Annotated in this window: 13 protein-coding genes; 12 read left to right on the top strand and 1 reads right to left on the bottom strand. The window is 55.5% G+C overall.

Annotated features, from left to right (window positions below; all coding sequences use genetic code 11):
- The first annotated feature begins 203 nt into the window (after positions 1-203).
- From udp to tatD, 9 genes are all read left to right on the top strand, one after another.
- Positions 204-965: a uridine phosphorylase gene (gene udp / locus SK54_RS00870; protein WP_003860792.1), complete on the top strand. Its 762-nt coding sequence runs from the start codon at positions 204-206 to the stop codon at positions 963-965.
- Positions 966-1,103: 138 nt separating this feature from the next.
- The gene (gene rmuC / locus SK54_RS00865; RefSeq protein WP_017383581.1) at positions 1,104-2,561 is read left to right on the top strand and encodes a DNA recombination protein RmuC; all 1,458 of its coding nucleotides are present in this window, start codon (positions 1,104-1,106) and stop codon (positions 2,559-2,561) included.
- A gap of 66 nt (positions 2,562-2,627) precedes the next feature.
- On the top strand, positions 2,628-3,383 hold the full coding sequence (gene ubiE / locus SK54_RS00860) for a bifunctional demethylmenaquinone methyltransferase/2-methoxy-6-polyprenyl-1,4-benzoquinol methylase UbiE (RefSeq protein ID WP_003860790.1): 756 nt from the start codon (positions 2,628-2,630) through the stop codon (positions 3,381-3,383).
- A gap of 13 nt (positions 3,384-3,396) precedes the next feature.
- Positions 3,397-4,002: a ubiquinone biosynthesis protein UbiJ gene (locus tag SK54_RS00855; protein ID WP_023295740.1), complete on the top strand. Its 606-nt coding sequence runs from the start codon at positions 3,397-3,399 to the stop codon at positions 4,000-4,002.
- Entirely contained in the window at positions 3,999-5,639 is a 1,641-nt protein-coding gene (gene ubiB / locus SK54_RS00850) for a ubiquinone biosynthesis regulatory protein kinase UbiB (RefSeq protein WP_017383580.1), read from the top strand. Before SK54_RS00855 ends, ubiB begins: the two co-directional genes overlap by 4 nt.
- A gap of 76 nt (positions 5,640-5,715) precedes the next feature.
- Positions 5,716-5,970 (top strand): Sec-independent protein translocase subunit TatA, encoded by a 255-nt coding sequence (gene tatA, locus SK54_RS00845; RefSeq protein WP_003860787.1) that lies wholly within the window; start codon positions 5,716-5,718, stop codon positions 5,968-5,970.
- Positions 5,971-5,973: 3 nt separating this feature from the next.
- Complete coding sequence (gene tatB, locus SK54_RS00840) at positions 5,974-6,516, top strand: Sec-independent protein translocase protein TatB (protein ID WP_003860783.1); 543 nt, start codon at positions 5,974-5,976, stop codon at positions 6,514-6,516.
- A 2-nt stretch (positions 6,517-6,518) separates the two neighbouring features.
- Positions 6,519-7,289, top strand: coding sequence for a Sec-independent protein translocase subunit TatC (tatC, locus tag SK54_RS00835; protein WP_032646822.1), 771 nt, complete (start codon positions 6,519-6,521; stop codon positions 7,287-7,289).
- Between the two features lie 41 nt (positions 7,290-7,330).
- Positions 7,331-8,113 (top strand): 3'-5' ssDNA/RNA exonuclease TatD, encoded by a 783-nt coding sequence (gene tatD / locus SK54_RS00830; protein ID WP_017694739.1) that lies wholly within the window; start codon positions 7,331-7,333, stop codon positions 8,111-8,113.
- On the opposite strand, the gene rfaH is transcribed toward tatD, so the two are convergent.
- Positions 8,110-8,601: a transcription/translation regulatory transformer protein RfaH gene (gene rfaH, locus SK54_RS00825; RefSeq protein WP_003860779.1), complete on the bottom strand. Its 492-nt coding sequence runs from the start codon at positions 8,599-8,601 to the stop codon at positions 8,110-8,112. The two genes, tatD and rfaH, sit on opposite strands and share 4 nt — an antisense overlap.
- A gap of 169 nt (positions 8,602-8,770) precedes the next feature.
- Here rfaH and ubiD point away from each other — a divergent pair, with 169 nt between their 5' ends.
- The 3 genes from ubiD to SK54_RS00810 all read left to right on the top strand — a co-directional run bounded on the left by ubiD (position 8,771) and on the right by SK54_RS00810 (position 12,844).
- The gene (gene ubiD / locus SK54_RS00820; RefSeq protein ID WP_032652159.1) at positions 8,771-10,267 is read left to right on the top strand and encodes a 4-hydroxy-3-polyprenylbenzoate decarboxylase; all 1,497 of its coding nucleotides are present in this window, start codon (positions 8,771-8,773) and stop codon (positions 10,265-10,267) included.
- A gap of 39 nt (positions 10,268-10,306) precedes the next feature.
- Positions 10,307-11,008, top strand: coding sequence for an NAD(P)H-flavin reductase (gene fre, locus SK54_RS00815; RefSeq protein WP_048246576.1), 702 nt, complete (start codon positions 10,307-10,309; stop codon positions 11,006-11,008).
- A gap of 216 nt (positions 11,009-11,224) precedes the next feature.
- Complete coding sequence (locus tag SK54_RS00810; protein WP_039269331.1) at positions 11,225-12,844, top strand: ABC-F family ATP-binding cassette domain-containing protein; 1,620 nt, start codon at positions 11,225-11,227, stop codon at positions 12,842-12,844.
- Positions 12,845-12,848 lie beyond the last annotated feature (4 nt).

Raw genomic sequence — 12,848 nt, 5'->3', positions numbered from 1 at the left:
AACAATCCACAGTGCCTTATAGCGTCTATCTTTTGTGCAGCACCCGGCGATATAACTTGTTAATGTGATGTGAATCACTATTTTATGGAAATTAACTGCAATCATTTTCATTCATGGTGAGGTGTGTCACGAAATAATGCACATTGCTTCTGTAAAGTACCGTTTTACTTCTTCTGACAAACCGACCCACAGAGGAGTCACCTATGTCTAAGTCTGATGTTTTTCATCTCGGCCTCACTAAAAACGATTTACAAGGGGCTACGCTTGCTATCGTCCCTGGCGATCCTGAGCGTGTGGAAAAGATCGCCGCGCTGATGGATAAGCCGGTTAAGCTGGCAGCGCATCGCGAATTCACCACCTGGCGCGCAGAGCTGGACGGTAAAGCGGTGATCGTGTGCTCTACCGGTATTGGTGGCCCGTCTACCTCTATCGCCGTTGAAGAGCTGGCGCAGCTGGGGATTCGTACTTTCCTGCGCATCGGCACCACAGGCGCCATTCAGCCGCACATCAACGTGGGCGACGTGCTGGTTACCACCGCATCCGTGCGTCTGGACGGGGCAAGCCTGCACTTTGCACCGATGGAATTCCCGGCAGTGGCCGATTTCGAATGCACCACCGCGCTGGTTGAAGCCGCGAAGTCCGTGGGCGCAACCACCCACGTGGGCGTAACTGCCTCTTCCGATACCTTCTACCCGGGCCAGGAGCGTTACGACACCTTCTCTGGTCGCGTGGTGAGCCGTTTCAAAGGCTCCATGGAAGAGTGGCAGTCGATGGGCGTCATGAACTACGAAATGGAATCTGCGACGCTGCTGACCATGTGCGCAAGCCAGGGTCTGCGTGCCGGTATGGTGGCGGGCGTTATCGTCAACCGTACCCAGCAGGAGATCCCGAACGCTGAAACCATGAAGCAGACTGAAAGCCATGCGGTGAAAATCGTGGTTGAAGCGGCGCGCCGCCTGATCTAATTCTCTCTTCAGTGCTGAAAGGCCGACATGCTCGGCCTTTTCTTTTTGCGTAACGCCTCGCAGGAAAACCCTTTCAAACTGGACGTTTATACAGCACAATTCTATTTTGTGCGGTAATACGTTGATGCAGGGGGCATTGTGGATATCTCAATCCTTATTTATGCAGTGATTGCGCTGGTGAGCGTGGGGATTGGCTGGCTCATTTCCGGCTACCAGCATGCGCAGCAGAAAGCCGAACAGCTGGCAGAGCGCGAAGAGATCGTCGCTGAACTTAGCGCGACGAAACAACAGCTTGCGCTGAGTGACCACTGGCGCGACGAATGCGAACTGCTCAATAACGAACTGCGCAATCTGCGTGATATCAATACCTCGCTGGAGGCCGATCTCCGTGAAGTGACCACCCGTCTTGAGTCCACCCAACTGCACGCCGAAGACAAAATCCGTCAGATGATCAACAGCGAGCAGCGTCTTAGCGAGCAGTTTGAGAACCTCGCGAACCGCATTTTTGAGCACAGCAATCGCCGCGTGGATGAGCAGAACCGCCAGAGCCTGAACAGCCTGCTGACGCCGCTGCGTGAACAGCTGGATGGCTTTCGCCGTCAGGTACAGGACAGCTTTGGTCAGGAAGCCCGCGAACGCCACACGCTGGCGCATGAAATTCGTAATCTCCAGCAGCTGAATGCGCAGATGGCGCAGGAGGCGGTTAACCTGACGCGCGCACTGAAAGGTGATAACAAAGCGCAGGGAAACTGGGGCGAAGTGGTCATGACGCGCGTGCTGGAGGCCTCTGGCCTGCGCGAAGGATACGAATACGAAACGCAGGTCAGCATTGAGAACGATGCGCGCTCGCGGATGCAGCCGGATGTCATTGTTCGTCTGCCACAGGGCAAAGATGTGGTTATCGACGCCAAAATGACGCTGGTGGCCTATGAGCGCTACTTCAACGCTGAGGATGACTACACCCGCGAAACAGCGTTGCAGGAGCACATCGCCTCCGTGCGTAACCATATCCGTCTGTTGGGCAGAAAAGATTATCAGCAGTTGCCGGGGCTGCGATCGCTGGATTATGTGCTGATGTTCATTCCGGTCGAGCCTGCGTTCCTGCTGGCGCTCGACAGACAGCCCGAACTGATCACCGAAGCGCTGAAAAATAACATTATGCTGGTCAGCCCCACCACGCTACTGGTGGCGTTACGTACCATTGCCAACCTGTGGCGCTATGAGCACCAAAGCCGTAACGCGCAGCAGATTGCCGATCGCGCCAGCAAGCTGTACGACAAAATGCGGCTGTTTGTGGACGATATGTCCTCGGTGGGGCAAAGCCTGGATCGCGCGCAGGATAACTACCGCCAGGCGATGAAAAAACTCTCCTCCGGGCGTGGCAATTTGCTGGCGCAGGCGGAGGCGTTTCGCAGCCTGGGGGTGGAAGTTAAACGCGAGATTAATCCGGAACTGGTGGAGCAGGCTACCGCTCAGGACGAAGAGTTTCGTCTGCGTGAAGGCGACGGTAAGCAAAATAGCCGCAATGAAGACAACGATTTAGCGGCGAGTTTATCCCCCGAAGCGCAGCCGGCGCGTTTCTTTCACGGTGGTTGAAACGTAGGGCAAATGCGCCCAATCTGTTACACTTCACGAACATTTGACTGATTAGCAGGCTCTGAGATGGTTGACGATTCACAAGACACAACGCACTTTGGCTTTCAGACTGTCGCCAAAGCGCAGAAAGCTGACATGGTGGCCCACGTATTTCATTCCGTGGCGGCGAAGTACGATGTGATGAATGATTTGATGTCATTTGGCATTCATCGCTTGTGGAAGCGCTTCACTATTGATTGCAGCGGCGTGCGCCGTGGACAAACGGTGCTGGATTTAGCCGGAGGCACAGGGGATCTGACCGCTAAATTCTCCCGTCTGGTTGGCGAAACCGGCCGCGTGGTGCTGGCGGATATCAACGACTCCATGCTGAAAATGGGACGCGAAAAGCTGCGTAATATCGGCGTGGTAGGCAACGTTGAATATGTTCAGGCCAACGCCGAAGCGCTGCCGTTCCCGGACAATACGTTCGACTGCATCACCATCTCTTTCGGTCTGCGTAACGTTACCGATAAAGATAAAGCGCTGCGCTCCATGTACCGCGTGCTTAAGCCGGGCGGTCGACTTCTGGTACTCGAGTTTTCTAAACCGATTATCGACCCGCTGAGCAAAGCTTACGATGCCTATTCCTTCCACGTTCTGCCGCGCATCGGCGAGCTGGTGGCAAACGATGCAGAAAGTTACCGTTATCTGGCCGAGTCCATCCGAATGCACCCGGATCAGGACACGCTGAAAGCGATGATGCAGGATGCGGAGTTTGAAAACGTGGAATACTTCAATATGACGGCGGGTGTCGTCGCGCTGCATCGTGGTTACAAGTTCTGAGTGGAGGTTTCCCGTGCCCATTAAACCCTTAGTCACCGCTGGCATCGAGAATGTGCTGAATGCCTTTCTGTATCGCGCTCCGGCGCTGAAAACCGCACGTCAGCGGCTTAACGGAAAGGTGCTGCGCATCGTTTTAAAGGAGTTCTCGACGCCGCTTGTGTTGGTCTTCAGCGAACGCCAGCTTGACGTTCTGGGTGAGTGGGAAGGCGAGGCTGACTGCTCGGTGATTACGCACATGAGCGTATTGCCAAAACTGCGTGACCGTCAGCAGATGACGGCGCTTATTCGCAGCGGTGAGCTGGAGGTCGAAGGCGATATTCAGGTGGTACAGAACTTCGTTGCACTCAGCGATCAGGCTGAATTCGACCCGGCGGAACTGATGGCGCCCTATATCGGCGACATCGCGGCTGAAGGTATAAGCAAAACGCTGCGCACGGGTTCCGCTTTCCTTCGTAAAGGTCTGCTCCGTCAACAGCGCTACGCTGCCGAGGTGCTGACCGAAGAGTGGCGTATGGCGCCGGGGCCTTTAGAAGTCGCCTGGTTTGCAGAAGAGACCGCGGCAGTTGAGCGCGCAGTTGATGCGTTAACCAAACGGCTGGAAAAACTGGAGGGCAAATGACGCCTGGTGAAATTCGGCGCCTCTATTTTATCGTTCGCACCTTTTTGAGCTACGGGCTCGACGAGCTTATCCCCAGAATGCGTATCACCCTGCCGCTTCGGCTTTGGCGTCGCACGCTGTTCTGGATGCCGAATCGCCATAAGGATCAGGAGCTGGGCGCACGCCTGCGTCTTGCGTTACAGGAGCTGGGCCCGGTCTGGATCAAGTTTGGGCAGATGCTCTCAACACGTCGCGACCTTTTCCCACCGCAGATTGCCGATCAGCTCGCGCTATTGCAGGACCGCGTTGCTCCGTTTGATGGAGCGAGAGCGAAGAAACAAATCGAAGAAGCGATGGGCAATATCCCCATCGAGACCTGGTTTGATGATTTCGATATTCAGCCCCTGGCCTCTGCCTCTATTGCGCAGGTTCACACCGCGCGCCTGAAGGAAAATGGCAAAGAGGTGGTCATCAAAGTGATTCGTCCGGATATCCTGCCGGTTATCAAAGCAGACATGAAGCTGATTTATCGCCTGGCTCGCTGGGTGCCGCGTCTGTTGCCGGATGGTCGCCGTCTGCGTCCGCTGGAAGTGGTTCGGGAATACGAAAAAACGCTGATTGACGAGCTTAACCTGCTGCGTGAATCGGCGAACGCCATTCAGCTGCGTCGAAACTTTGAAGACAGCCCGATGCTGTATGTTCCTGAAGTCTATTCTGACTATTGCAGTCAGAACATGATGGTGATGGAACGTATCTACGGTATTCCGGTCTCGGACGTGGCGGCGCTGGAAAAACAGGGCACCAATATGAAGCTGCTGGCCGAGCGTGGCGTGCAGGTCTTCTTTACTCAGGTTTTCCGCGACAGCTTCTTCCATGCAGACATGCATCCGGGCAACATTTTCGTCAGCTATGAGCACCCGGAAGATCCGAAATACATCGGCATCGACTGCGGTATTGTCGGCTCGCTGAATAAAGAGGATAAGCGCTACCTCGCAGAGAACTTTATCGCTTTCTTCAATCGCGACTACCGTAAGGTGGCCGAGCTGCACGTGGATTCAGGCTGGGTTCCGCCAGATACCAACGTGGAAGAGTTTGAATTTGCGATCCGCACCGTCTGTGAGCCGATTTTTGAAAAGCCGCTCTCGGAGATCTCTTTCGGACACGTCCTGCTCAACCTGTTCAACACCGCACGCCGTTTCAATATGGAAGTGCAGCCACAATTAGTTTTACTTCAGAAAACATTACTTTACGTTGAGGGCGTAGGCCGCCAGCTCTATCCTCAGTTAGACTTGTGGAAAACCGCGAAACCGTTCCTCGAATCCTGGATTAAGGATCAGGTCGGTATTCCAGCCCTGGTTCGCTCGCTTAAAGAGAAAGGCCCGTTCTGGATTGAAAAAATGCCTGAAATTCCTGAACTGGTTTACGACAGTTTGCGTCAGAGCAAGAACCTTCAGCACAGCATGGATAAAATCGCGCACGAGCTTCAATCCAGTCGCGTGCGTCAGGGGCAGTCCCGCTATCTCTTCGGAATTGGCGCGACGCTGCTGATAAGCGGCACGTTGCTGTTGATCAATCGTCCGGACTGGGAAATGATGCCAGCCTGGATTATGGCTGCCGGTGTGGTTGTCTGGCTTGCTGGCTGGCGAAAAACGCGCTGAATTAGCGTCGCTATCGAGAGATTGCATACGTATAATGCGATCTGACTAATTAATCATCTATCACTGGGGAACACGCATGGGTGGTATCAGTATCTGGCAGTTAGTGATCATTGCCGTCATCGTTGTGCTGCTGTTTGGCACGAAAAAACTCGGATCGATTGGTTCCGACTTGGGCGCGTCAATCAAAGGCTTCAAGAAAGCCATGAGCGATGATGAGAATAAGCAGGAAAAAACCAGTCAGGATGCTGATTTTACCGCTAAATCCATCGCCGATAAGCAGGACGAAGCCAAAAAGGAAGAGGCTAAACGTCACGATAAAGAGCAGGTGTAATTCGTGTTCGACATTGGTTTTGGTGAGTTACTGCTGGTCTTTGTGATTGGTCTGATTGTGTTGGGGCCGCAGCGTTTACCCGTTGCGGTGAAAACCGTCGTGGGCTGGGTGCGGGCGCTTCGCTCGCTGGCAACTACCGTGCAGAACGAACTGGCGCAGGAGCTGAAGCTTCAGGAATTTCAGGACAGCCTGAAAAAGGTTGAAAAGGCGAGCATGGACAACCTGACGCCGGAGCTGAAAGCATCAATGGATGAGTTGCGCGAAGCGGCTGAATCCATGAAGCGTTCTTACAGTATTAACGATCCTGAGAAGGCGAGCGATGAAGCAAACACCATCCACAATCCGGTGGTGAAGGGTAGCGAAGAGCAGCGCGAGGGTGTAACGCCTTCCAGCGCGGAGCATCAGGCTGCTTCGCCAGAGCAATCGCCGCAGGAGCCCGAAGTGAAAAAGCAGGTGCCGCCGGAAGAGCCCGTGGTCAAAACGGCTGAGGTAAAACCCGCCGCGCCCGTTTCCGAATCATCCCCCTCGTCGAGTGATAAAGCGTAAACATGGCAGTAGATGATACTCAACCGCTTATTACGCACCTCATTGAGCTGCGTAAGCGCCTGTTAAACTGCATTATTGCGGTTTTCCTCATTTTTTTATGTCTGGTCTATTTTGCCAACGATATCTATCAGGTGGTTTCCGCGCCGCTGATTAAACAGATGCCTCTGGGCGCGACGATGATTGCAACAGACGTTGCTTCACCGTTCTTTACCCCGATCAAACTGACCTTCTGGGTGTCGTTGATTGCCTCTGCGCCGGTCATTCTGTATCAGGTCTGGGCATTTGTGGCGCCCGCGCTGTACAAGCATGAACGCAAGCTGGTTATTCCGCTGCTGGTGTCCAGTTCGCTGCTGTTTTATATCGGCATGGCGTTCGCCTACTTCGTTGTCTTCCCGCTGGCCTTCGGCTTCCTGACGCATACCGCGCCGGAAGGGGTACAGGTGTCGACGGACATCGCCAGCTACCTCAGCTTCGTGATGGCGCTGTTTATGGCCTTTGGTGTCGCCTTCGAGGTGCCCGTAGCAATTGTCCTGCTCTGCTGGGTGGGGGTGACCACGCCTGACGATCTGCGTAAGAAGCGCCCGTACATCCTGGTGGGGGCATTTGTCGTAGGTATGCTGTTAACGCCACCGGACGTCTTCTCGCAAACCTTACTGGCGATACCCATGTACTGCCTGTTTGAAGTCGGCGTGTTCTTCGCTCGTTTCTACGTCGGAAAGGGGCGTACCGGGGACGAAGAAGACGAGCCGTCTGAAGAGACCACTAAAGAATAAAACCAACCGCCCGTCAGGGCGGTTGTCATATGGGGATACGTATGTTTGATATCGGGCTTAACCTCACCAGCGCCCAGTTTGCGAAAGACCACGATGAGGTGGTGGCGCGCGCCTTTGCCGCCGGCGTGGGTGGGCTGCTACTGACGGGAACGAATCTGCATGAGAGTGAGCAGGCACGGCAGCTGGCGCAACGCTATCAACACTGCTGGTCCACCGCAGGCGTGCATCCTCATGACAGCAGCCAGTGGACGCATGAAAGCGCTGAGGCGCTTCATCGTCTGGCACAAACGCCAGAAGTGGTTGCCATTGGCGAATGCGGGCTTGATTTCAACCGTAACTTCTCGACACCTGAAGAGCAGGAGAAGGCATTTACCGCCCAGCTCGCGCTGGCAGCAGAGCTGGAGATGCCGGTGTTTATGCACTGTCGCGATGCGCATGAACGTTTTATGGCGCTACTGGAACCCTGGCTGGAGAAACTGCCGGGCGCGGTGTTGCACTGCTTTACGGGCTCCCGTCAGGAAGCGCTGGATTGCCTGAACCGCGGGCTGTATTTGGGTATCACGGGCTGGGTCTGCGATGAGCGTCGTGGGCTGGAACTGCGTGAGCTGTTACCCGTTATCCCGGCCGATCGTTTGCTGCTGGAAACGGATGCGCCGTATCTGTTGCCCCGGGATATGCAGCCCAAACCGCCATCACGACGTAATGAACCGGCCTACCTGGGGCATATTGCTGAGCGAGTGGCGCACTGGCGCGGAGAAGATGCCCAGTGGCTGGCAGCACAAACCGATGATAACGTGCGTCGTCTGTTCGGCGTGCAGTTCTAAACTTTGCGGAAATCGGTGTTTTTAACGCTCTGCAACACCTCTTTGTTCAGCAGGTTGAGCAGCAGCATGGAGCGCGCTTCACCGTCCGGCTCAGCGAAGATGGCCTGTAACCCTTCAAAGGCGCCTTCGGTGATCACCACGCTGTCGCCGGCATAAGGGGTTTCCGGATCGGTAATATCTTCAGGCTGCTGGTAGACAGAAAGCTGATGAATAACCGATGACGGTACTCTTGCCGGATGGGCGCCAAAACGCACAAAATGGCTGACGCCGCGCGTGGCGCTGATCGTCGTGGTGTGGATCACTTCGGGGTCGAACTCGACGAACAGATAGTTCGGGAACAGAGGCTCACTGACGGTCGTGCGTCTTCCACGCTGCATTTTTTCAAGCGTGATCACGGGTGTCAGGCAGTTAACAGACTGACGTTCAAGATGTTCCTGCGCGCGCTGAAGTTGCCCGCGTTTGCAATACAGTAAATACCAGGCCTGCATAATCACTCTTCCCATTGTTCGGGGCGCAAGCATACCAAAACCCTGGCGGGATCGCTAAGGTGATTATAATGGCGAAAAAGAGAGTAAGTCGTGGAAGTTCACGCTAATTTAACAAAATTACAGCATCACGCGGTCTTACGCCGTATAATGAAGCGCTTACAGAGAGGCCATGATTAACTGCATGAAATACCACGATCTACGCGACTTCCTGGCGCTGCTGGAAAAGCAGGGCGAACTCAAACGCATTACGCTTCCTGTTGATCCGTATCTGGAAATGACAGAAATCGCTGACCGAACCCTGCGCGCGGGCGGCCCGGCGTTGCTGTTTGAAAACCCAAAAGGCTACGCCATGCCGGTGCTGTGCAACCTGTTTGGCACACCTCGCCGCGTGGCGCTGGGGATGGGACAGGAAGATGTCACGGCATTACGTGAAGTGGGCAAACTGCTGGCCTTTCTTAAAGAGCCGGAGCCGCCAAAAGGGTTCCGCGACTTGTTCGACAAGCTGCCGCAGTTTAAGCAGGTGCTGAACATGCCCACCAAACGCCTGCGCGGTGCGCCGTGCCAGCAAAAAGTGCTGGAAGGCGATGCGGTGGATCTGACCAAAATTCCCATCATGCAGTGCTGGCCTGACGATGCCGCACCGCTGATCACCTGGGGCCTCACCGTGACGCGTGGGCCGCATAAAGAGCGTCAAAACCTCGGCATTTACCGCCAGCAGCTGATTGGCAAAAACAAGCTCATCATGCGCTGGTTGTCCCATCGCGGCGGGGCGCTGGATTTCCAGGAGTGGTGCGCGGCCCATCCGGGCGAACGCTTCCCGGTTTCAGTCGCGCTGGGTGCCGATCCGGCAACCATTCTGGGCGCGGTGACGCCTGTTCCTGATACGCTGTCTGAATATGCCTTTGCAGGGCTGCTGCGCGGCACCAAAACCGAAGTGGTGAAGTGCATCTCCAGTGACCTGGAAGTGCCGGCCAGCGCAGAGATTGTGCTGGAAGGTTACATTGAACAGGGCGAGCTGGCGCCCGAAGGGCCGTACGGCGACCACACCGGCTATTACAACGAAGTGGATAACTTCCCGGTGTTCACCGTCACCCACATTACCCAGCGTGAAGATGCCATCTATCACTCCACCTATACCGGCCGTCCACCCGACGAACCGGCGGTGCTTGGCGTGGCGCTGAACGAAGTGTTTGTGCCGATCCTGCAAAAGCAGTTCCCGGAAATCGTTGATTTTTATCTGCCGCCGGAAGGGTGTTCGTATCGCCTGGCGGTGGTGACGATGAAGAAGCAGTATGCCGGTCACGCTAAGCGCGTGATGATGGGCGTATGGTCTTTCCTGCGCCAGTTTATGTATACCAAGTTTGTGATTGTCTGCGATGATGACGTCAATGCCCGCGACTGGAATGACGTCATCTGGGCCATCACCACGCGTATGGATCCGGCGCGTGATACGGTGTTAGTGGAAAACACGCCGATTGATTACCTGGACTTTGCCTCGCCGGTTTCCGGACTTGGCTCAAAAATGGGACTGGATGCCACGAACAAATGGCCTGGCGAAACCGACCGTGAATGGGGTCGCCCGATCGAAAAAGATCCTGCCGTGACCGCGCGAATTGACGCGATCTGGGACGAGCTGGCCATAATGAATAACGGTAAGGCAGAATAAGACCGTTTAGCCCCCTAGACTTCCCGACAGAGAGAGCGAATGACAACCTTAAGCTGTAAAGTGACGTCGGTAGATGCTATTACCGACACCGTATATCGCGTCCGTTTGGTTCCTGAAGCGGCATTCTCATTCCGTGCCGGTCAGTACCTGATGGTCGTGATGGACGAGCGTGATAAGCGTCCTTTCTCTATGGCCTCAACGCCAGCAGAGAAGGAATTTATTGAGCTGCATATTGGTGCGTCTGAGCTTAACCTGTACGCGATGGCCGTGATGGACCGCATCCTGAAAGAGCGTGAAATCGTGGTCGATATTCCTCATGGCGAGGCCTGGCTGCGTGAAGACGAAGACCGTCCGCTGATCCTGATTGCCGGTGGCACGGGCTTCTCTTATGTCCGCTCTATTCTGCTGACCGCGCTGGCGCGCAACCCGAATCGCGATATCACCATCTACTGGGGCGGCCGTGAAGAGAAGCATCTTTACGATCTGTCTGAGCTGGAAGCGCTGAGCGTAAATCATCCAAACCTGCGCATCGAGCCGGTTGTCGAGCAGCCTGAAGAGGGCTGGCACGGGCGCAGCGGTACGGTGCTGACTGCGGTATTGCAGGATCATGGGACGCTGGCCGGGCACGATATCTATATTGCCGGTCGCTTTGAAATGGCAAAAATTGCCCGCGACCTGTTCTGCAACGAGCGTGACGCGCGGGAAGATCGTCTGTTTGGCGATGCGTTTGCGTTTATCTGATTGAGAGACCCGCTTCGGCGGGTTTTTTACGCTCGGGCATTAGCCTGGTGAAAATTTAACCTTGAAATGGGCGGCGCATTGCCGTTATTCTTGTTCCCGTTAAATTTCGCCCTCAGGAGCTCCCCCCAAAAATGAACAAACACGACTGATGAATTTCGATCCTTGCTCAACGCACCGCGTCGGCAGGGGATGTTTTGATTTCATTCAGGAGTGCTTATGGCTCATTTTGCGCAGTCCCCCTCTTTTATTTTGCATCAGGTCACCTGTCAGTTTGCGACGGGCGATATCCTTTTTGGTCCGCTGAATCTTTCTCTGGATGCGTCAGTGTGCGCGCTGGTTGGCCGCAACGGCAGCGGTAAAACACGTCTTCTGCGGCTGCTGGCAGGGGTTGATGAACCCGCCAGCGGTCATATTGAGCGCTTTGGTACACACGTCTATGTGGCGCAGCAGCAGGATATTTCTGCGGATACGACTCTTGCCGGACTGCTTGGTTACGACGCGATCTTTGCGGCGCGCACGCGCATCGACAGCGGTCATTATGAACCCGACGATCTCGACACGCTCGATGGTTACTGGGATCTGGCTGAACGGCTGAGCCAGGCTTTTATCACTGCAAAACTTCCCCCTTTTGACCCGAATAAACGCGCGGCAGAGCTGAGCGGCGGCGAGCGCATTCGTGCCTTGCTGTGCGGCGCATTCGCCGCAGATGCTGATTACCTGCTGCTGGACGAACCGACCAACCACCTCGACAGGCAAGGCCGCGTGTGGTTCTACGAGCAGCTTTCCCGGTATCAGGGCGGGGTGCTGGTGGCCTCCCACGACCGTGAGTTGCTGGCCCAGGTATCGCGTATCCTTGAACTGAGCGCATTGGGCCTGCGCAGCTACGGTGGGAATTATGCTGGCTATCGAACCCAGCGTGATGCTGAGCAGCTGGCTGCCCGCGCCGCGCTGGAGCATGCTGCCACCGAACGCAAGCGTACCCGCGCCCGTATGCATAAAGAGCATGACGACAGCCTGCGGCGTTCAGCCAAAACGCTTCGCACGGTCGACAGCCTTAACATCGCCTCGTTTGAACGGGTCAAATACAAAGGGGCGGCGAAAGAGCGTATTGGTTCCTGGAAAAAACAGCATAGCGATCAAAATTATGCTCTGAACGCTGCGGTCAACCAGGCACGCGAGCGGGTTGAAGAGGAGAACGCGGTGATGTTTACCCTGCCGGGCAGTGAAATCCCGGAAGGAAAACAGGTGCTGGTGCTGGAAGAACTGGTGCTTCCGCACGTGCCTGTCTCCCCGATAAACTGGCGAATGGATGGCCCGATGCGCGTGGCGCTACGCGGGCCGAACGGCTGTGGAAAATCCACGCTGTTGAAAGTGATGTTGGGCGAAACCGCCCCTGTCACGGGAACCTGTAAGGTCTCCGTCAGGTGTGCTTATCTCGATCAGCATCTTTCCCGGCTGGATCTGTCGCAGTCGGTGATGACACACCTTAGCCTCGGCAATACGCCGCTCGAAGAGGGGGCGTTGCGTACCCGTTTAGCGCAGCTTCAGCTGGGCGCAGAGAAAGTGACCCTTCCACTGGCCGAACTGAGTGGCGGCGAGCGCCTGAAGGCCGCGCTGGCCTGCGTATTGTGGCGTGAAGCGGCAACGCAACTGCTGCTTCTGGATGAGCCGACCAACCATCTTGATCTGGCCTCTGTTCAGGCCATAGAAGCGGCCTTAGCCGATTACCCCGGCGCGCTGCTGGTGGTGTCGCATGATGAAGCCTTTCTGGCAGGGCTGAAGCTGACGCATGAACTGGTGTGGGAAGAGACGGGATGGCGATGTGAAAGTCTGTAAACAC

Source organism: Enterobacter sp. MGH120 (assembly GCF_001037725.1).
GTDB lineage: Bacteria > Pseudomonadota > Gammaproteobacteria > Enterobacterales > Enterobacteriaceae > Enterobacter > Enterobacter hormaechei_C.
Note: the sequence above shows the minus strand (reverse complement) of the source record. Positions and strands in the feature narration are given on the sequence as shown.